This is a genomic window from Williamsia herbipolensis (assembly GCF_036153515.1).
Classification (GTDB): Bacteria; Actinomycetota; Actinomycetes; order Mycobacteriales; family Mycobacteriaceae; genus Williamsia_A; species Williamsia_A herbipolensis.
Genome location: NZ_CP108021.1, coordinates 1634321 through 1657005, shown reverse-complemented (window position 1 = coordinate 1657005; position 22685 = coordinate 1634321). Strand labels below are relative to the sequence as shown.

Below are 22685 nucleotides of genomic sequence, written 5' to 3'. Positions count from 1 at the left end.
TGTTCGAGGCGCAGACCGTCGCGCAGCTCGCCCGCCTGATCACGCAGCGGCGCGACTCGGGCGAGTCCGGTTCGGCGATGGTCGCCCGCTTCCGGCCGATCGCCCACGACGAGTCCCTGCCCGTGCCACTGTCGTTGGCGCAGCAGCGGTTGTGGTTCATCAACACCTACGACCCGACCTCGGGCGCGTACAACATCCCGTTGACGTTCGTGTTCACCGGCGACCTCGACATCGATGCACTCAGCGCCGCGCTGGTCGATCTCGTCGACCGTCAGCGTGTGCTCCGCACGATCTACCCCTCGACGGCCGACGGTCCGCATCAGGTCGTCGTCCCCACCATCGACGCCCTGCCGCCGGTGCGGCTCGACTCGATCCGCCGCGACGAGCTGTGGGGTCGCCTGCGCGAGTTCGCGGGACCCGGCTTCGATGTGACGACCACCGTCCCGGTGCGCACCGCGCTGTGGCGCCTCAACGAGGACCGGCCCGACGAGGCACCCGAGCACATCCTGGTGTTCGTCATCCACCACATCGCCGCCGACGGGTTGTCGATGCAGCCGCTCGCGGCAGACCTGTTGGGCGCCTACGAGGCCCGGCTGCGCGGTGACCGACCTGCGCTCGCCCCGCTGGCCGCCCACTACACCGACTTCGCGATCTGGCAGTCCGCGACGTTCGGTGACGAGACCGATCCCGACTCGATCGCCGCGCGGCAACTCGAGCACTGGCGCACCGTGCTCGCCGGCGCCCCGGAGATCACCGGCATCCCCACCGATCGCCCGCGAGGCCAGAGCCGCACCGGTATCGGGGCCACCGAGGTGTTCGAGCTGTCGCCGGAACTGCACCGCGCGATCGTCGCGACCGCCAACTCCCATGGGGTGTCGCGGTTCATGGTGTTCCACGCCGCCCTGGCCGCGCTGCTCGCACGGCACAGCGGCGACACCGACATCGTGGTCGGCGCACCGATCGGAGGCCGCGGGAGTCCCGAACTCGACGCGCTGGTCGGCATGTTCGTCAACACCCTCGCGCTGCGGCTCGAGGTCGACCCGGCGATGACCGTCGCCGACCTGTTGATCGCCGCGCGTGACACCGACCTCGACGCATTCGGGCACAGCGACGTCCCGTTCGAGCGTGTCGTCGATGCCCTGGCCCCGACACGCACCGCCTCGCACACCCCGATCTTCCAGGTCGTGATCGGTGTGAACGGCGCCGCGGCAACCACTCTCGACATCGACGGTCTCGGCGTGGCGCTGGGCTCGATCGACACCGAGTACAGCAAGTTCGACCTGACGATCGATCTCGGCGAACAGTTCACCGACGACGGTGCCCCGGCCGGGGTCACCGGCTTCGTGGGCTACGCGACCGACATCTTCGACGCGGGCACCGCCGCCACGATGGGTGCACGGCTCACCGCCATCCTCACCGGCTTCGTCGACGCCGACGCCGCGGGCAGACCGGTGGGGGAGATCCCCATCATGACCGCCGCCGAGCGCACGGAGGTCACCCCTGTGCGCGGCCGGCCCGCGCCGCCGCTGCGTCTGCTCTCGGAGATCCTCGACGAGGCCGCACGCGTCGACCCCGACGCCACGGCGCTGGTGTGCGGCGAGGAGTCGATGTCGTACCGCGAGCTCGACGCGCGCTCGAACCGGATCGCCCGCGAGCTCATCGATCGCGGTCTGGGAACCGAGGACGTGGTCGCCCTCGCCATCGGGCGCAGCATCTCCTCGGTGCTCGGGGTGTGGGGAGTGGTGCGCAGCGGCGCCGCGTTCGTGCCCGTCGACCCCAACTACCCGGCCGACCGCGTCGCCCACATGCTCACCGATTCCGGTGCGCGACTGGTGATCACGCGGGCCGCCGACGGCGACCTCGTGCTCCCCGACGGTGTCGCGTCGATCGACATCGACGACCCCGCCTTCGACCGGCACGACGATGCACCGATCCGTCCCGGGGAACTGCTGCGCGCCCCGCGACCGGAGAACTGCGCCTACATCATCTACACCTCGGGGACCACCGGGAAGCCCAAGGGCGCCGAGCTCACCCACCGGGGGATGGCGCCGTACGCCGCCGAGATCGCCGACCGGTACCGCATCACGCCCGCCTCGCGAACCCTGCACGTCGCGTCGCCGAGCTTCGACGCCTCGGTTCTCGAGCTGCTCCTCGCCACCTGCGTCGGGGCGACGATGGTCATCGTCCCCACCACGGTCTACGGCGGCGAGGAACTCCACGACCTGTTGGCCCGCGAGCGCGTCACGCACGCCTTCATCACCCCGGCCGCGCTGGCGTCGGTGAACCCGGAGGGGTTGCCCGACTTCACCGAGATCGCCGTCGGCGGCGAGGCCGTACCGGCAGAGCTGTTCGCGCGCTGGGCACCCGGGCGCAACGTCTACAACGGCTACGGACCGACCGAGGCCACCATCATGACCAACATCAGCGCTCCGGTCGTGCCCGGCGAGCAGATCACGATCGGCGGTCCGATCACCGGCGTCAGCGCACTGGTGCTCGACGCGAGGTTGCAGCCGGTGCCCGTCGGCGTCCCGGGCGAGCTCTACGTCAGCGGACCGGGAGTCGCCCGCGCCTACCACGACCGCCCTGGACTCACCGCCGAACGTTTCGTCGCCAACCCGGCCGAGCCGGGCGAGCGGATGTACCGCACCGGTGACGTCGTCCGGTGGGTGCGCACCGCCGACCGGGGCCTCGAGATCGTCTACCTGTCGCGCTCGGACCACCAGGTGAAGGTCCGCGGGTTCCGCATCGAGCTCGGCGAGATCGACTCCGTGCTCGCCGCGCACCCGGCGGTCGAGTTCGCCGCCACGCTCGGCGTCGACGGACCGGGCGGTGGCACGGCGCTGGCGAGTTACGTGACGCTGGTGGCGGGTTCGACGGTCGGGCCGAGCGACCTGACCTCGTACGCGGCGCGGTTCCTGCCGCAGTACATGGTGCCCAGTGCGGTGACCGTCCTCGACGAGGTCCCGCTGACGCCGACCGGGAAGTTGGACCGGCGGGTGCTGCCGACGCCGGAGTTCGTCGCGGCCGCCACCTCGGCCCGTGACCCCGAGACGCCGCTGGAACGCGCGATCGCGCACGCCTTCGCCGAGGTGCTCGACCTCGACCGCGTGGGCGCCGACGACTCGTTCTTCGATCTCGGCGGCAACTCGCTGGCCGCCACCCGGGTCATCGCGCGCATCAACGAGAACCTCAACGTGCGCCTCGGCGTGCGGGTCCTGTTCGAGTCGTCCACGGTCGCCGACCTCGCCGCCGCGGTCGCCGCACTCGACTCCGCCGACGGCATCACCGCCCTCCCGCTCACCGCGGGACCCCGCCCCGACCGGGTGCCGCTGTCACTCGCGCAGCAGCGGATGTGGTTCCTCAACCGCCTCAACCCCGACGTCGCCGACTACAACATCCCGCTCGGACTCCGGCTGCGAGGCACGCTCGACCTCGACGCGCTCCACGCCGCCCTGGCCGATCTGCTGGCCCGTCAGGAGATCCTGCGGACGGTCTACCCCGACTCCGACGACGAACCGTTCCAGCGGGTCCTCGGCGTCGACGAGTACACCCCGGAACTCGAGATCGTCGAGGTGGCCGGCGAGGACGACCTGCTCGCGGCCGCGCTCGCGACCGCCTCGGCCGGGTTCGACGTCACCGCGGCACCGCCGTTGCGCGCCGGCCTGTTCCGCCTGTCCGACGACGACCACGTGCTGCTCCTGGTGATCCACCACATCGCCGCCGACGGATCGTCGCTGGTACCGCTGGCGACCGATCTGATGTCGGCGTACACCGCGCGGGCCGCCGGGGACCGCCCGCACCTGCGCCCGCTGTCGGTGCAGTACGCCGACTACGCGATCTGGCAGCGCGCGATGATGGGTGACGAGAACGACCCGGAGTCCCCGGCGAGCAGGCAGATCGCGTTCTGGCGCGAGCACCTCGCCGGTCTGCCGGAGCTGCTGGCGATCCCCACCGACCGGCCGCGCACCGACCGCCGTTCCATCGAGGGCGGTGAGGTCACCTTCACCGTCGACGCCGAACTCCAGCAGCGGCTCGCCCAGCTCGCACGCGAGCACGACGCCACCATGTTCATGGTGCTGCACGCCGCGTACGCGGCCCTGCTGTCGCGCATGTCGGGCACCGGCGACGTCGCCGTCGGCACACCCATCGCCGGCCGCACCGCCTCGGCGACCGAGGGACTCGTCGGCATGTTCGTCAACACCCTGGTGTTGCGCACCACGGTGCCGAGCTCGGCGACCTTCGTCGAATCACTCGCCGCCACACGACAATCCGACCTCGCGGCCTTCGGCAACGCCGATCTGCCGTTCGAACAGGTCGTGGAGGTCCTCGCCCCCGCCCGGTCGCGGAAGTACGCCCCGCTGGTGCAGGCCACGCTGACCATGCAGAACATCGAGGTCCCCACCGTCACCCTCCCGGGGCTCGAGGTGAGTGCGCTCGACCTGCCGATCCGGGTCGCGAAATCCGATCTCGGCCTCACGATCTCGGAGAGTTTCGGCGCCGACGGTCGTGGCCGCGGCATCGAGGCGGTCCTCGACTTCACCGTCGACATCTTCGACCACACCACCGTGGAGGCCATGGCCGAGCGGTTCCTCACCATCCTCACCGCCGTCGCCGACGACGAGAACGTCGTCATCGGCGACATCGACATCCTCACCGCGGCCGAACGCGACGAGCTGGCCGACTCCAGCACCGGCGACCCGGTGGCGGCCGACGTGCGGCCCGTCGACACCGATGCCCGCTCCCTCGACCAGCTGCTCGCGACGGCCGCACGCATCAACCCCGATGGGATCGCGCTGTCGCACAACGGTGTCGACGTCACCTACGGTGCACTGCAGGCGAAATCGGCGGAGATGGCGGCCACGCTGGGGTCGGTGGGCATCGGTCCCGAGGCCGCGGTCACCGTGGCGCTGTCGACGCTGCTGCCGGGCCTGCTCGACGACGGCTCGGGCGGCGCCTTCGCGCAGCGGTTCTCCGGCATGCTCGCCGCGGTCATCGCCGAATCGGGGCAGGCGCCGGCCGAGGACAACCTCACCCTCGTCGATCTGTTCGTCGAACAGGTCGGACGCACCCCCGACGCGCCCGCGCTGCGTTTCGCGCCCGTCGGGTCCGCGCCGCAGGAACTCACCTACGCCGAGTTCGCCGACCGCGTGCACCGGTTGACGCGGCACCTCATCGACGTCGGCGTCGGACCCGAGGTCCATGTGGCACTGGCGATGCGACGATCGATCGACCTCCTGGTGGGTATGTACGCGATCGTCGGTGCCGGTGGCGCCTACGTGCCGATCGACCTCGACCACCCCGCCGACCGAATCGCCTACATCCTCGACAGCGCCGATCCGCTGCTGGTGCTCACCACGACCGTCGAGCGCGCTGACGCGGTGGGTCACGGGGGTCGGACGGTTCTCGCCGTCGACACCCTCGACCTGTCCGGGGTCTCCGGCGCGGTGGTCACCGATGCCGACCGACGAGGTCCGCTGCACGCCGACAACACCGCATACGTGATCTACACCAGCGGGTCCACCGGGCGGCCCAAGGGCGTCGCGATCACCCACCGCGCCATCGTGAACCGACTGCGGTGGATGCAGGCCGAGTACCCGATGGACGCCACCGACGCCGTTGTGCAGAAGACGCCGGCCACCTTCGACGTGTCGGTGTGGGAGTTCTTCTGGCCGCTGCAGGTCGGTGCCCGACTCGTCATCGCCGCACCCGACGCCCACCGCGACCCCGCCGAGGTCGCCCGCGTGATCACCGAGAACGACGTCACCGTGGCGCATTTCGTGCCGTCGATGCTGTCGGCCTTCACCGCCGCGCTCGGTGATCGCGATCGCGGGGACCGCAGGCTCGCGTCGCTGCGCCGCGTGTTCGCCAGCGGCGAGGCGCTGCCCCCGACCGTCGCGGCCCGGCTCGCCGCACTGACCTCGATCTCTGTCGACAACCTCTACGGTCCGACCGAGGCGGCGGTCGACGTCACCTACCACCACTACTCCGCGGCCGACACCGAGACGGTCCCGATCGGCCGTCCGGTCGCCAACACAGGCGTCCACGTCCTCGACGAACGTCTGCGCCCGGTCCCGCCGAGTGTCGCCGGCGAGCTGTACATCACCGGTGTGCAGCTGGCCCGCGCCTACGTCGGCCGACCCGATCTCACCGCCGACCGCTTCGTCGCCGACATCACCTCGGCGACCGGCGAACGGATGTACCGCACCGGCGATCTCGTGCGGCGGCGTCCCGACGGGGAGATCGACTACATCGGACGCACCGACTTCCAGGTGAAGCTGCGCGGGCTGCGCATCGAGCTGACCGAGATCGAGGCGGCCCTCCTCGACGATCCGGAGATCTCCGACGCCGTCGCCGTGGTGGTGGACGCGGCCGGCGACCAGCAGCTCGTCGCCTACGTCGTCGGGACCGGCGGCGCGGAGCCGGATGTGACCGCGGTCGCGGCCACCCTGCGCAGGCGTCTGCCCGCATACATGGTGCCCGCGGCGATCATCGTGCTGCCGCACTTCCCGCTCACCCCCAACGGCAAACTAGACCGCCGCGCGCTCCCGGTGCCCGACTTCGCCTCCACCGAGGTCGCCTACGTCGAGCCGAGCACCGACGCGCAGCGCGCCGTGGCGCAGGTGTTCGCCGACATCGCCCGCCGCGACCGGGTCGGGGCGAACGACTCGTTCTTCGACATCGGCGGCACCTCGCTCGGCGCCACACGGGTGGCCGCGCGCGTGCAGGCCGCACTCGGGGTGTCGGTCGGCGTCCGCGACGTCTTCGACCACCCGACGGTGGCCGAACTCGCCGCCGCGATCGGCGACCGCGACCGGAACACCACGCGGCCGGTCCTGGCCGCCCGCCCCCGTCCGGACCACATCCCGTTGTCGCCGGCACAGGCGCGCATGTGGTTCATCAACCAGTTCGACACCTCGTCACCGGCCTACAACCTGCCGCTGCCGCTGCGGCTGACCGGCACCCTCGACCTCGACGCGCTGCGCACGGCGGTCGGTGACGTCCTCGAGCGGCACGAGTCGCTGCGCACCACCCACCCCGACTCCGCCGACGGCCCGCGTCAGGTCATCCATCCGACCGATTCCGCGGTGCCGCAGATCTTCTCCGAGACCACCGTCGCCCCCGAGTCGGTCACCGACGAGGTCACCCGCATGGCGGTGGCAGGCTTCGACGTCACCACCGGTTTCCCCGTGCGCATCGTGCTGATGACCATCGGACGCGGCGAGGCGTCCCCGGCCGATGCCGCCGAGGAGCATCTGCTGATGGTGGTCGCCCACCACATCAGCGCCGACGGGTCGTCGCTCGCCCCGCTCTTCCGGGATCTCGTGGTGGCCTACGAGTCGCGACGGTCGGGTGCCGTGGCGCCGCGGCCACCACTGCCGGTGCAGTACGCCGACTTCTCGCTGTGGCAGCGCGACCTCCTCGGCGACGAATCCGATCCGACGTCGGTGGCCGCGCAGCAGATCGAGCACTGGCGCACCACCCTGGCCGGAGTGGGGGAGTCGCTCGACCTGCCGACCGACCGGCCGCGTCCGGCGGTGCAGTCGCTGCGCGGCGACATGGTCCGTTTCGAGATCGAGGCCGACCTGCGGGCCCGCCTGGCGACCGTGGCCCGCACCCACGACGTCAGCCTGTTCATGGTCCTGCACGCCGCACTGGCGATCCTGCTCGAACGCCTGTCCGGGTCGCGCGACATCGTGATCGGCACCCCGGTCGCCGGTCGCGGCGAGGAGGCCCTCGACGATCTCGTGGGCATGTTCGTCAACACCGTCGTGTTGCGCACCGAGGTCGACCCCGAGGCCGATGCCGCCGAGATGCTCGCCGCGGTGCGTGCCGCCGACGTCGACGCGATGGCGCACGCCGACATCCCGTTCGAGCGTCTCGTCGAGGTGCTCGACGTCCCGCGCTCCACGGCACACCACCCGCTCTTCACCGTGGCGCTGTCGTTCGACAACAACGAGGCCCCCGATCTCACGCTGCCCGATCTGCGCGTGCAGGTCGTCGAGGCGGAGTTCGAGGTCGCCAAGTTCGATCTGCAGTTGTCGGTCGGCGACTCCGCCCCGCCCGACGAGGCGGCCCCGGCGATGTTCACCTACGCCACCGACCTGTTCGACCAGTCGACCGTCGCGACCTTCGCCGACCGATTCCTGCGGATCCTCACCGCGATCGCCGACGACACGACGACCACGATCGGCGCCATCGACATCCTCGGCCCGTCGGAACGACGTGACCTGCTCGCCCTCACCGGCGGCGAACCGGTTGCCGACGCGCTGCTGCCCGACCTGTTGACCCGCGGCGCCCACATCGACCCCGACCGCACCGCGATCACCTTCGACGGCACGTCGCTGACCCATCGTGAACTCGACGAGCTGTGCAATCGCGTCGCCCGCGACCTGATCTCGCACGGTGCGGGTCCCGAGACCGTGGTGGCGCTGGGGATGCGACGCAGCCTGTCGTCGGTGGTGGGCACGATCGCGATCGCCAAGACCGGTGCGGCCTACCTGCCGATCAACCCCGAGTACCCCGCCGAGCGCATCGCGGGCATGCTGACCGACTCCCGCGCGCTGTTCGGCATCACCGTCGCCGCCGACGTCGCCGATCTCCCCGACACCGTCGCATGGCGTGATCTCGACGAGATCGCCTCGGCCACAGCCGATCTGGACCCCGCGCCGGTCACCGACGCCGATCGCACCGAGGTGCTCCGAACCGATCACCCCGCGTACCTGATCTACACCTCGGGTTCGACGGGGACGCCGAAGGCCGTCGTCGTCACCCACGCCGGTCTGGCGAACCTCGCCGCCGACGTCCGCGAGCACTACGACACCGACGAGAACTCGCGGGTGCTCCACGTCGCCTCGCCGAGCTTCGACACCTCCGTGGGCGAGCTGCTCGCCGCGCTCTCCGCCGGCGCCACACTCGTCGTCGCGCCGCAGGACGTGTTCGGCGGCGACGAACTCGCGGCACTCATCGCCGCGGAATCGGTGACCACGGTCGTCATGACCCCCACCGCGCTGATGACCGTCGACCCCGGCGGGCTCGACGAGGTCACCTCCGTCGTGGTGGGCGGTGACGTGTGTCCGCCCGAGCTCGCCGCCCGGTGGACGGGCCGTCTGCGCAACGCCTACGGCCCCACCGAGACCACCGTCATCACCACCATCACCCCCGGTCTGCACCCCGGGGATCGTGTGACCATCGGGTCACCGCTGCGCGGGGTGAGCGTGCGTGTCCTCGACGCCCGGATGCGCCTGGTGCCCAAGGGCATCGTCGGTGACCTCTACCTCGCCGGCCCCGGCCTGGCCCGCGCCTACCACGAGCGCCCCGGCGTCACCGCCGAACGTTTCGTCGCCGATCCCTTCGGCGCCCCGGGGGCGCGGATGTACCGGACCGGCGACCTCGTGCGGGTGAGCATCGATCCCGCGCTGCCGGCCACCTCGCTGGAATACGTGGGCCGCGGCGACTTCCAGGTGAAGGTGCGCGGGTTCCGCGTCGAACTCGGCGAGATCGACCGTGCCCTCGCCGATTCCGCCGACGTCGAGTACGCCGTGACGATCGGCGCCACCGGACCCGACGGTCAGACGGCGCTGGCGTCCTACGTCCTCGGGGCGCCCGGTACGACACCGGATACCGACGCCCTGCGCGAGGCCGTCGCGGCGCGATTGCCGCAGCACATGGTGCCCGCCGTGATCACCGTGCTCGACGAGATCCCGCTGACCCCGATCGGCAAGCTCGACCGACGCGCACTGCCCGCACCGGAGTTCGTCGTCGTCGAACGGGAGTACCGGGCACCGCGCACCGCGGTCGAGCAGACCCTGGCGGAGGTGTTCGCCGAGGTCCTCGGAGTCGACACCGTCGGCGTCGACGACAGCTTCTTCGATCTCGGCGGGAACTCGCTGAGCGCGACGAAGGTCGTCGGCCGCGCGTCGGCCGCACTCGACACCGCCATCGGGGTCCGTGAGCTGTTCGCCGCGCCGACCGTCGCCGGGCTCGCCGAGCGCCTCGCCGCCGGCGAGGTCGGTCGACCGGCCCGTCCGCCGCTCGTCGCCCGGCCCCGTCCGGAGCGGATCCCGTTGTCGCTGGCGCAGACCCGCATGTGGTTCCTCAACCAGTTCGACCCCGAGTCGGCGGCGTACAACATCCCGGCCGCGGTGACGCTGCGCGGGAACCTCGACCTCGACGCCCTGCGGGCGGCGATCGGCGACGTCATCGCCCGGCACGAGTCGCTGCGGACGGTGTACCCCGACTCCGCCGCCGGCCCGCACCAGGTGATCCTGCCCGCCGAGCAGGCGATCCCGGACGTGTCCGTCACCGACGTCGACATCGCCGACGTGCCGGAGCGTTTGCGGGAGTTCCTGTCGGCCGGGTTCACCGTCACCGACTCGGTCCCCGTCCGGATCACCGTGCTCCGCGTCGCCGACGACCAGCACGTGCTGGCGATGGCCGTGCACCACGTGGTCGCCGACGGCGAGTCGATGGTGCCGTTCGTGACCGATCTGGCCCTGGCCTACGCCGCGCGCGTCGAGGCGACCGAACCGGCGTGGCACCGACTCCCGGTGCAGTACGCCGACTTCGCGATCTGGCAGCGCGAGCTGCTCGGCGACGAGGACGACCCGACCAGCCTGCTCAGCGCCCAGATCGCCTTCTGGAAGACGACTCTCGCGGCGCTGCCCGATCAGCTCGAGCTGCCCGTCGACCGTCCGCGACCGCCCGTGCAGTCGTTGCGCGGCAGTCAGCACGCGTTCACCGTCCCCGCCGACGTCCACCGTCGCATGGCCGACCTCGCCCGCACCCACAACGCGAGCACGTTCATGGCGTTCCACACCGCGTTCGCGGTGTTGCTCGGACGGCTCTCGCGCAGTCGCGACATCATCGTCGGCACACCGATGGCCGGGCGCACCGAACGCGAACTCGACGGCGTCATCGGCATGTTCGTCAACACCCTCGCCCTGCGCGTCGACGTCGATCCCGCCACACCGTTCGACCGCCTGCTGGAGACGACCCGCGACCGTGACGCGGAGGCGTTCAGCCACTCCGACGTCCCGTTCGAGCGGCTCGTCGAGGTCATCAACCCGGTGCGGTCCACCGCGCGCCACCCGATCTTCCAGGTGGGTCTGTCGTTCCAGAACATCGACCGCGCCGCGCTCGAGCTCGCCGGCCTGCGCATCGAACCCGTCGAGCTGCCCGACGGTGTGGCGCAGTTCGACCTGCACCTGATCCTGTCGCCGGAGTACGACGAGCACGGCGCCCCGGCCGCGGTCGAGGCGGTCCTCACCTTCGCCGACGACCTCTTCGACCGCGACACCGTGCGTGCGGTGGCGGAGCGTTTCACCACCCTGCTCACCTCGCTCCTCGAGGCGCCTGCCACCCCCGTCGGCGATCTGGCACTGATGTCGCCCACGGAGGTCGAGGACGTCGTCGTCGGCCGCAACAACACCGCCGTCGTGTTGGCCCCCACCACGCTCGCCGACATCCTCGCGTCGTCGTTCGCGGCCTACCCGACACGGGTGGCCCTGGACTCCGAGAGCGGGTCGCTCGACCACGCCGCGCTCGCCGCCCGCGTCAACCGCCTCGCCCGTGCGCTCATCGACCACGGGGTCGGGCCCGAGGTCGTCGTCGGACTGGCCATGCACCGGTCGATCGACCTGGTCGTCGCGATGTACGCCGTCACCGTCGCCGGTGGCGCGTACCTGCCCATCGATCCCGACCATCCCGCCGACCGCGTGGCCTACATCCTCGACCACGCCGCACCGTCGGTGGTGGTGGTCTCCGAGGGCACCCCCGAGGTGGTCGCGGGTCACGCCGACGTCATCGATCTCGCCGAGGTCGATCTCGGCGCCTACGCCGCGACCGAGGTCGACGACTCCGAACGCCTGCAGACACTGCGTCCGTGGAACACCGCCTACGTGATCTACACGTCGGGCTCGACCGGGCGACCCAAGGGTGTCGCGGTGCCGCACTCGGCGATCGTCAACCAGCTCAACTGGCTGTCGGTGGAGTTCCGCCTCGCCTCCGACGACGCGCTGCTCCTGCGCACCCAGGCCACCTTCGACCTGTCGGTGTGGGAGTTCTGGTGGGCCGTCACCGCCGGTGTCCGCCTGGTGGTGGCCGGGCCGACGGCGCACCGCGACCCCGCCGTCCTCGCCGACCTCATCGAGCGACGCCGCGTCACCGTGACCACATTCGTGCCGTCGCTGCTCGCGGCGTTCCTCGCCGACGTGCGGCCCGAACAGATCGCCGGGCTGCGCCAGATCCTCTGCATCGGTGAGGCGCTGACCGCCGACGTCGTCCACCGGCTCCGCGCGGTGTCGTCGGCGCGGGTGCACAACCTCTACGGTCCGACCGAGGCCGCGGTCAGCGTCACCCACCAGCCCGTGCCCGCACACGTCGAGTCCGTGGTGGGAATCGGTCGGCCCGAGTGGAACACCCGCGTGCACGTCCTCGACGACCGGTTGCACCCGGTTCCCGACGGCGTCACCGGCGAGCTGTACCTCGCCGGCGACCAGCTGGCCCGCGGATATCTCGCCCGCCCGGACCTGTCCGCCGACCGCTTCGTCGCCGACCCGTCCGGACCGGCGGGCACACGGATGTATCGCACCGGCGACCTCGTGCGGTGGGCGCGTGTGGGCGACGACCCCGTCCCGACCCTGGTCTACATGGGGCGCAGCGACTTCCAGGTGAAGGTGCGTGGACTGCGCATCGAGCTCGAGGAGATCGAGCGCGTGCTCGGTGCCGCACCGTCGGTGCGCAGCGCCGTCGTCACCGTGCACCGCGACCCGCGTTCGGGCGAACACCTCGTCGCCTACCTGGTGTCCGCACCCGGGGCGGCCATCGACGAGCGTGCCGTCCTCGACGCGGCCGCCGCCGACCTGCCGTCCTACATGGTCCCCACCGTCACGGTGGTCCTGGAGTCGTTGCCGCTCAACATCAACGGCAAACTCGACCGCCGAGCCCTGCCCGAGCCCGACCTGCGCGGCGGGACCGACCACACGCCACCGAGCGGACCGGTGGAGGAGATCGTGGCCGGTCTCTACGCCGACCTCACCGGTGTCGAGACCGTGGGTGCCCACGACAGCTTCTTCGCCATCGGCGGCAACTCGCTCTCGGCCACGCGGGCGATCGCACGCATCAACGCGGCGCTGGGAACCGACCTGACGGTGCGCGACCTGTTCACCGACCCGACCGTCGCCGGGGTCGCCGCGGCCGCCGAACGCAGCGCGTCGTCGGACCGCCCGCGCCTCGTCGCCGGACCGCGCCCGGCGCAGATCCCGTTGTCGCCGGCGCAGAGTCGCATGTGGTTCATCAACCAGTTCGACACCACCTCGCCCGCCTACAACATCCCGTCGGTCATCCGCCTCGTCGGCGATCTCGACGTCGACGCGTTGCGGGCCGCGGTGGCCGACGTCGTCGCCCGACACGAGATCCTGCGTACGCACTACCCGGCCGACGCGCAGATCGGCGGCAACGACCGCGCCCCGCGCCAGTCGATCGCCGACCACGACGACGCCGCCGCCCGGGCCCTGCTGACGGTGGCATCGGTCGCCGACCACGACGCGCTGCACACCGAGCTGATCCGTCTCGTCTCCACCGGTTTCGACGTCGCCGCGCAGGTGCCGCTGCGGATGGCGCTGCTGTCGGTCGCATCCGGCGCCGACGCGGCCGTGACCCCCGACGCGCATGGGTCCCCCGGAGCGGGTGCCGACGCCCCGCGTCGCGACGAACACGTCCTGGTGGTCGTCGTGCACCACATCAGCGGGGACGGGTCGTCGGTGACCCCGCTCGCCCGCGACGTGATGACCGCCTACAGCGCACGCCGCGGCGGCGACGCACCCGGCTGGCCGCCGCTGCCCGTCCAGTACGCCGACTACGCGCTGTGGCAGCGCGAGCTGCTCGGTTCGGAGGACGATCCCGAATCCCTCGCCTCGCGCCAGATCGACTACTGGACCACGCATCTGGACGGTCTGCCCGACGTGATCGACCTGCCGACCGACCATCCCCGCCCCGCGGTCGCCTCCACCGCGGGCGCGAACGTCGAGTTCTCCGTCGACGCCGAGACCCACGCCGGGCTGACGCGCCTGGCCGGTGCGCACGGCGCGACGCTGTTCATGGTGGTGCACGCGGCGCTGGCGGTGCTGCTCGCGCGTTCGGGTACCACCGACGACATCGCCATCGGCACCGCCATCGCCGGTCGCGGCGACGCCGATCTCGACGACCTCGTCGGCATGTTCGTCAACACGCTCGTGCTGCGCAGCGAGATCGACCCGGCCGAGGGATTCGGGGATCTGCTCGACCGGATCCGCAGCACCGACATCGCGGCGTTCACCCACACCGAGATCCCGTTCGAGCGACTGGTGGAGAAGCTCGCGCCCGAACGCACCACCGCCTATTCGCCGCTGTTCCAGGTGGTCCTGGCGTTCGGCAACACCGCGAGCGACGCCGAGTTCGAGCTGCCCGGGCTGACCGTCTCGGGACTCGACACCGACATCACGACGACCAAGTTCGACCTGCAGCTGACGGTCGCGCCGACATCGGACGCCCCCGGCGGCCTCGACGCGATCTTCACCTACGCGAGCGCGCTGTTCGAGCGCGAGACCGTCGAGGCCATGGCCGAGCGGTTCGTCGCAGTCCTGCGGGCCGCGGTGAGCGACCCGACGGTGCCGGTGGGCGACATCGCGCTGCTGTCGCCGGCTCGGACCGCGCAGCTGGCGTCGATGACCGGCACGCCCCCCGCCCCGTCACGCACGTTCGGCGAGATCCTCGACGACGCGATCGCCGCGAACCCCGACGGCATCGCCGTCGTCGCCGGCGAGGAGACGATCACCTATTCCGAACTCGACCGCCGCATCACCGATCTCGCCGCCGTGCTGCACGCACGAGGAGTGCGGACGGGCTCGCCGGTGGGGCTGGCGATCGGACGCTCGATCGACTCGGTCGTCGGCTTCTGGTCGATCGTGCGTGCCGGCGGGGCCGTGGTGCCCATCGATCCCAACTACCCGGCCGACCGCATCGGCTTCATGGTCGCCGACGCGGCCATCCGGATCGGCCTCACCGTCGACGCGTTGCGTGACCGCCTGCCCGACACCGCGCAGTGGCTCGCGCTCGACAGGGTCGACATCGGTGACACCGACAGGGTCGACATCGGTGACGCCGTGTCCGTCGCGCACCTCGACGCGACCGCGTACGTCATCTTCACCTCCGGGTCGACCGGTCGCCCGAAGGGTGTCGCCGTACCCCACCGTGGGCTCGCCGACGTCGTGGCGGAGATGACGAACACCTTCGACCTCGGCTCCGATTCGACGGTGCTGCACTTCGCCTCTCCGAGTTTCGACGCGTCGGTCTTCGAGATGCTGCTGGCCGTGGCCGCGGCGTCGACCCAGGTGATCGCGCCCGCCGACACGTTCGGCGGCGACGAACTGGCCCGGCTGCTCGTGGAGCATCGCGTGACCCACGCGTTCGTCACCCCGGCGGCGCTGGCCACCGTGCCCACCGACGGCGTCGACGCGCTGCGCGTCATCTGCGTCGGCGGCGACACCTGCCCGCCGGATCTGGTGCGGCGCTGGGCCGTCGGGCGCTCGATGTACAACCTCTACGGGCCGTCGGAGGCGACGATCTGGTCGACACGCAGCGCCGCGATGGACCCCGCGCTGCCGCTGACCATCGGCGGACCCATCAGCGGTGTCCGGGCCACCGTCCTCGACGAGCGACTGCAGTTGGTGCCGCCCGGTGTCCCCGGCGAGCTGTACGTGTCGGGCCCCTCGGTGGCCCTGGGCTACCTGACCCGCACCGCGCAGACCTCGGCGTCGTTCGTCGCCGACCCGTTCGGCCCGCCCGGATCGCGGATGTACCGGACCGGAGACCTCGTCCGCTGGCGCGCCGGGGGCGACGGCCGATGGGAACTGGAGTTCAACGGTCGCAGCGACTTCCAGGTGAAGGTGCGCGGGTTCCGCATCGAGCTCGGTGAGATCGACGCCGTCATCGGCCGCGAACCCGACATCGGGTTCACCACGACGCTCGGTGTGCCGCACCCGGTGTCGGGCCAGACCATGCTGGTGTCCTACGTCCACGGTCACGACGGGCGTGAGGTCGACACCGCCGATCTCACCGCGCGGATCGCGCAGCGTCTCCCGTCGCACATGGTGCCGACGGCGATCGTCGTACTCGACACCGTCCCGCTGACCCCCGCGGGCAAGTTCGACCGCAAGGCGTTGCCCGCGCCGACGTTCGTCGCGGCCGACCGTCCCTCCCGGGCGCCGGTCTCGGAGATCGAGGAACGCCTGTGTGCGCTGTTCGCCGAGACGCTCGGGGTGCCCGAGGTCGGGGTCGACGACTCCTTCTTCGCGCTCGGCGGCGACTCGATCATGGCCATCGGACTGGTGTCGCGGGCTCGCGACGCCGGCCTCACCTTCGCCCCGCGCGACGTGTTCGACCGCCGCACGGTCGCCGAACTCGCGCCGATCGTCGACACCGAGGGCGGGGCCGCCGACGCGGTGCTGCCCGAACTCGACGGTGGCGGCGTGGGATCGCTGCCGTTGACGCCGATCATGCGGTGGCTCGTCGACACCCGCGGGGAGTACCGCACCTTCTCGCAGGCGACGTTCCTGACCCTGCCCGCCGATCCCGGACACGACCGTCTCCTCGCGGCCCTCGACGCGGTCCTCGACCGTCACGACGCGCTGCGGGCACGTCTCGTCCTCGACGGCAAGCACCGCCTCGAGATCCCGCCGGCGCGATCGGTGGTCGCGAGCGACGTCCTGACCCGCGTCGTGGTCGACGACCTGCCGGGCACCGACGCGTTCACCGCGACGGTGCAGGCCGCGGCGGCCCACGCCGTCGACCGCCTCGACCCGGCGGCCGGTCGCATGATCTCGGTCGTCTGGTTCGACCCCGCCGACGAGCTCGGACCCGATGCGCGCGGACGTCTCTACGTCGTCATCCATCACCTGGTCGTCGACGGCGTCTCGTGGCGGATCCTGCTGCCCGACCTCGCCGTGGCGTGGGGACTGACGGGACCGGACGGCACGCCACCCGACGCCGTCCGCCCGATCGGGACGTCGTTGCGGACCTGGGCCCACGCCCTGCCCGCGGCCGTGGCGACCCGTCACGACGAACTGCCCCACTGGACCGCCGTCGCCGCCGCCGACGACCCGGACCTCGGTGACCGGCCCCTGGATCCCGCGCGCGATGTGGCGGCGACGCTGCGCCGTGTCGAGGTCGCATTCGACGCCGACGTCACGCGGTCGCTGCTCAGCGGCGTCACCGCGACCTACCGTGCCGGCACCGACGACGCGCTGCTCACCGCGCTGGCGCTGGCCGTGCGGCGACGACGACAGGCACGGGGAGTCGACGCGTCGTCGCTGCTGATCGAACTCGAGGGCCACGGCCGCGAGGAGGACGTCGTCGCCGACACCGCCGACGGCGCGCGAGCCGACCTGTTCCGCACCGTCGGATGGTTCACCTCGAAGTACCCGGTGCGGATCGATCTCGACGGCATCGACGTCGACGACGCCCTCGCCGGTGGCCCGGCCGCGGGCACGGCCTTCAAGGCGGTCAAGGAGCAGCTGGCGTCGGTCCCCGACAACGGCATCGGCTTCGGATTGCTCACCACCTTCGGCGGGCCCGAGGCCGACGCGCTCCGCAGCCGCCCCGAACCGCAGATCGCCTTCAACTACCTGGGCCGCAACGAATCCGGCACCGAGTCGGCCGCGGGTGACGCCGACTTCGGGTGGCAGGCGGCCGACGACGGCGGCCCCCTCGGCGGTGCGATGGACGACGCCATGGTGGTCCCGGCGGTGCTGACGATCAACGCCGTCACCGACGAGACCCCCGACGGCCCGCGGTTGTCGGCGTCGTTCGCCTACGCCGGTGAACTCCTCGACCACGACGAGGTCGTGGCGCTGGCCGACGAGTGGAAGCGTGCGGCGGCGGGTCTCGTGGCCCACGGGACCAGTGCCGACGCCGGCGGGTTGACGCCCTCGGACGTCCCGTTGGTGCCGTTGTCGCAGAACGACATCGACGTCATCGAGGCCGCACACGGTGGTGTCGAGGACATCTGGCCGCTCGCCCCGCTGCAGGCCGGTCTGCTCTACCACGCCCAACTCGCCGGCGACGACGCCGTCGACATCTACACCGCGCAGGTGGTCTTGGAACTGCGCGGGCCCGTCGACGCCGACCGGATGAGTGCCGCGGTCAGCGCCCTCGTCGCGCACAACCCGGTGCTGCGCAGCGCCTTCCACACCGCCGGTGACGGCACCCCGGTGACCGCGATCGCCGACGTGGTCGAGGTGCCGTGGCGCGTCGTCGATCTCACCGGCCACCCCGACGCCGACGCCGAGGCCGACCGACTCCTGCGCGCCCACCGCCTCGACCGGTTCGACATGTCGGCGCCCCCGCTCATGCGGTTCCTCATGCTGCAGGTGCCTGCCGGTGCCGACGGGACCCCGTTGGCGCGACTGTCGATGACCAACCACCACATCCTGCTCGACGGGTGGTCGGGACCGATCCTGCTGCAGCAGTTGTTCGCGCTCTACGCGATGGGCGGCGTCGACCATCTGCCCGTGGCCGACACCGACTACCGCGACTTCCTGCGGTGGTTGTCGCGCCGCGACCCCGAGGCCGCGATGACCTCGTGGCGGCACGCCCTCGCCGACCTCGAGGGCCCGACCCTGCTCGTCGAACGCCCGGCCGACCCCGAGCAGCTGCGGCCCGACGACATCGTCCCGGTGGAGTACCTGCTCGCGATCGACCCCGAGACCGCGGCCGGCCTCGCCGAGCTGTCCCGCGAGCGCGGACTCACCATGAACACGATGGTGCAGACCGCGTGGGGCCTGGTGTTGGCCCGTTCCACCGGCGCCGACGACGTCGTGTTCGGTGTCACGGTGTCGGGTCGTCCCCCCGAACTGCCCGGTATCGGCGGGATGCTCGGTCTGTTCATCAACACCATCCCGGCGCGCGTGCGTCTCGACCAGCGCGAGACGGTGATCGGTCTGCTCGAGCGCGTGCAGTCCGAACAGGCCGGGCTCCTCGAGGCCCACCACATCGGGCTCCCGGCCATCCAGCGCGACCTCGGGGTACCGGCGTTGTTCGACACCCTCGTGGTGTTCGAGTCGTATCCGGTGGACCGCGAGGCGCTGGAGAACGGATCGCAGATCGACGGCATGTCGGTCGACGGCGCGCAGATCAACGACGCCTCGCACTACCCGATGACCGTTCTCGCGCAGTCCGATCCGCACCTGTCGGTCTCCCTGAAGTACATCCCCGCGCTGATCGGTCACGACCGGGCCGACGATCTCGGACAGCGGGTGCTGCGGGTGCTGCGCGCCTTCGCCCGCGCCGGTGCGACCCCGGTGCGCGACCTGCACCTGCTCGACGCCGACGAGGTCGCCGGACAACTCGAGTCGTGGAACGACACCTCCGTCGCGGTCGGTGACGCGACGGTGACCGAGATGTTCGCCCGCCGTGTGCGCGAGACGCCGGACGACATCGCGTTCACCGACGGCGAGCGGACGGTGACCTTCGCCGAGTTCGACGCCATGGCCAACCGCCGTGCCCGCGTGCTGATCGCCTACGGCGTGGGCCCCGACGACCTCGTCGCCGTGGCGATGCCGCGGTCGTTGGAGCAGGTCGCCACCGTCTACGGCGTCGGCAAGGCCGGTGCGGCGTACCTGCCCATCGATGTCGACGCCCCCGCCGACCGCATGACCACCCTCGTCGCCGAGGCCGGGGTGCGCTGCGTCGTCACCGACGCCGGTCGCCTCGCCGCCATCCGGACGCTCGTGGCGCCGGTCGCGTGCCTCGACCTCGCGGCACCGGGCCTGCGCCACATCTCCGACGCGCCGATCCAACCGACCGAGACGCGAGGCCGCGTCCGTGCGGCATCGCTGGCCTATGTCCTGTTCACCTCGGGATCGACCGGTCGACCCAAGGGGGTCGCGATCACCCAGCGCGCCCTGGCCAACCAGGTGCGGTGGATCGCCGAGGAATACCGACTCGGCCGCGACGACGTCGTCCTCCTCAAGACGCCGTTCACCTTCGACGCCTCGGTGTGGGAGATGTTCGCGCCGGCACTGGCCGGTGCCCGCACCGTCATCGCCGGACCGCGTGCGCACACCGACGCCACCGAACTCGTCTCGCTCGTCTCCGACCACGCCGTCACCGTCGTGCAGTTCGTCCCGTCGGTGCTGGCGGTCTTCGCCGAATCCGCGGGACCCGATTCCCTCGACTCCCTGCGCACGGTCTTCTCCGGTGGTGAGGCCCTGCCGATCTCGCTGGCCCAGCAGGTGGCGTCGACCTCGGGTGCCCAGGTCGTCAACCTCTACGGACCCACCGAGGTCACCGTCGACGCGACGTCGGCTGTGGTCGTCGCGGCCGGCACGACCTCGACGGCCACGACATCCGACGTGGTGCCGATCGGCCGACCGGTGTGGAACACCCGGGGCTGGGTCCTCGACCGGTGGCTGCGCCCGTGTGTGCTCGGCGCCGTCGGCGAGCTGTACCTCTCCGGCGACCAGTTGGCCCGCGGATACCTGGGACGCGCCGACCTCACCGCGGAACGGTTCGTGCCCAGCGTGTTCGGTCCTGCGGGCGCCCAGATGTACCGGACCGGCGACCTGGTGCGGCGTCTGCCCGACGGGACGCTCGACTACGTCGGACGCGTCGACTTCCAGGTGAAGGTCCGCGGGTTGCGCATCGAGCTCGAGGAGATCGAGACCGTTCTCGCGCAGCATGATTCGGTGGCGCAGTCGGCGGTGATCGCCCACGAGACCGAGGGGCGTACCCGACTCATCGGATACGTGATCGGCCACGGCGATGCCGACGTCGACGCCGTCGGTGTCCGGGACCACGCCGGTCGGGTGCTGCCGCCGTACATGGTGCCCGACGTGATCGTGGTCCTCGACGAGTTCCCGCGCGGCCGCTCGGGCAAGATCGCGCGCCGCGAACTCCCGCTGCCGCAGATCGAGCACGCGGCGCGGCGGGCACCGGCCACCGAGTCCGAGGCGATCCTGTGCGGGATCGTCGCCGATCTCCTGGGCGCCGACGTCGGCGCCGACGACTCGTTCTTCGACATCGGCGGCGACAGCATCGGCGCGATGCAGTTGGTGACCAGGGCGCGCTCGGCCGGGATCCGGTTCACCGCCCGGGATGTGCTCGAGAAGCGCACGATCGCCGCGCTCGCGGCCGTCGCGTCCACGCACGGATCGGGCACGGCCGCCGATCGTGTTGACGCGCACGCCGGTTCGGCGCCGCTGACGCCGGTCATCGAGAAGCTCCTCGAGCGCGGCGGGGACATCAACCGCTTCGTGATGCCGATGGTGTTCACCGTTCCCGCCGAGGTGACCTCCGAGCAGATCGTCGCGGCGATGACCGCCGTCGTCGACCGACACGACGTGATGCGCTCACGGCTCGACATCGCCTCCCGGACCCTGGAGATCGGTGCGGCGGGCACGGTCGATCTCTCCGCCGCGCTCACCCGGATCGATCTCGATGCCGACGAGGTGCCGGGCAGTGACGCCCACACCGCGCGCCTGCGCACCGCCGTCGCCGACGCGATCGACGACGTCGATCCCGAGGCCGGTGCGATGCTGCGGCTGGTGTGGCTGGCCCCCGCGTCGCAGGGACAGACGGGACGGCTGGCCGTGGTCGCCCACCACCTCGTCGTCGACGCGGTGTCGTGGCGGATCCTGCAGTCCGACATCGCCGTCGCGGGCAGTCAGGTGTCGGCCGGACACGCCGTCGACCTCCCCGACGCAGGTACGAGCTGGATCGCATGGAGTGCGGGCCAGCTGGCCGCGGCCGCCGGGCGACGCGCCGAACTCGACCACTGGGTCTCCGTTCTCGACGGACCCGACCCGGCGTTGGGCACCCGTCGCCTCGACCTCACGACCGACCGCGTCGACCGTCTCGCCCGCGCCGAGCTGGTGCTGCCCGCCGAGATCGTCGCCCCGCTCGCCGCGAGTCTCGATGCGACGCGCGGGACACCGGGTCAGGAGGGCATCACGCTGGCCGCCCTGCTCGTCGCGGGTCTCGCCACCGCGGTCGTCGGTTGGCGCCGTGACCGCGGCTACGACGTCACCTCGACGCTGCTGACCCTCGAGGGCCACGGCCGGGAGGAGGCCGTCGTCGACGGCGCCGACCTCTCGCGGACCGTCGGCTGGTTCACCTCGATGTTCCCCACCCGTGTCGACCTCGACGGGCTGGCACTGCCGGAGATCTTCGATCGCCCCGAGGTCGCCGAGGAGGTCGTCGCGCGCACCCGCGCCGCGATGGCCGCGCACCCCGACCGCGGCGTCGGGTACGGCATGCTGCGCCACCTCGATCCCGAGGGTCGCGAGCGTCTCGGTGGGTTCGCCGACCCGCAGATCGTCTTCAACTACATCGGAGCCGTCCCCGGATCCGATGTCACAGCAGATGTCGACGAGGTGCCGTGGTTCCCCGACATGCGCGGGCCGGAACTGCTCGACGTGCACGATCCCGAGGCCCTGGCCCGTGGCAACCGCATGCCCGCGCAGGCCGAGATCGACATCCAGTCGCTGTCGACCGCCACCCCCGACGGTCCGGTCGTGCGGGCGTTGGTGACCTACCTCGACGACGCCATCGACTCCGGTGACCTCGATGAGCTGTTCGAGCACTGGATGTTGGCGCTGCGCGCCATCGCCGATCGCAGCGCGGGCGAGCACCCCCACGACGACCGGAGCTGA

1 protein-coding gene (cut by a window edge) is annotated in these 22685 nt (G+C 71.6%); it reads left to right on the top strand.

The genetic code is table 11. The features are described from left to right. On the top strand, positions 1–22685 hold the 3' portion of the coding sequence (locus OG579_RS07440; protein WP_328858618.1) for a non-ribosomal peptide synthase/polyketide synthase. Its footprint begins 11368 nt before the window's first position; only the last 22685 of its 34053 coding nucleotides appear in the window; its start codon lies beyond the left edge, outside the window; it ends in the stop codon at positions 22683–22685.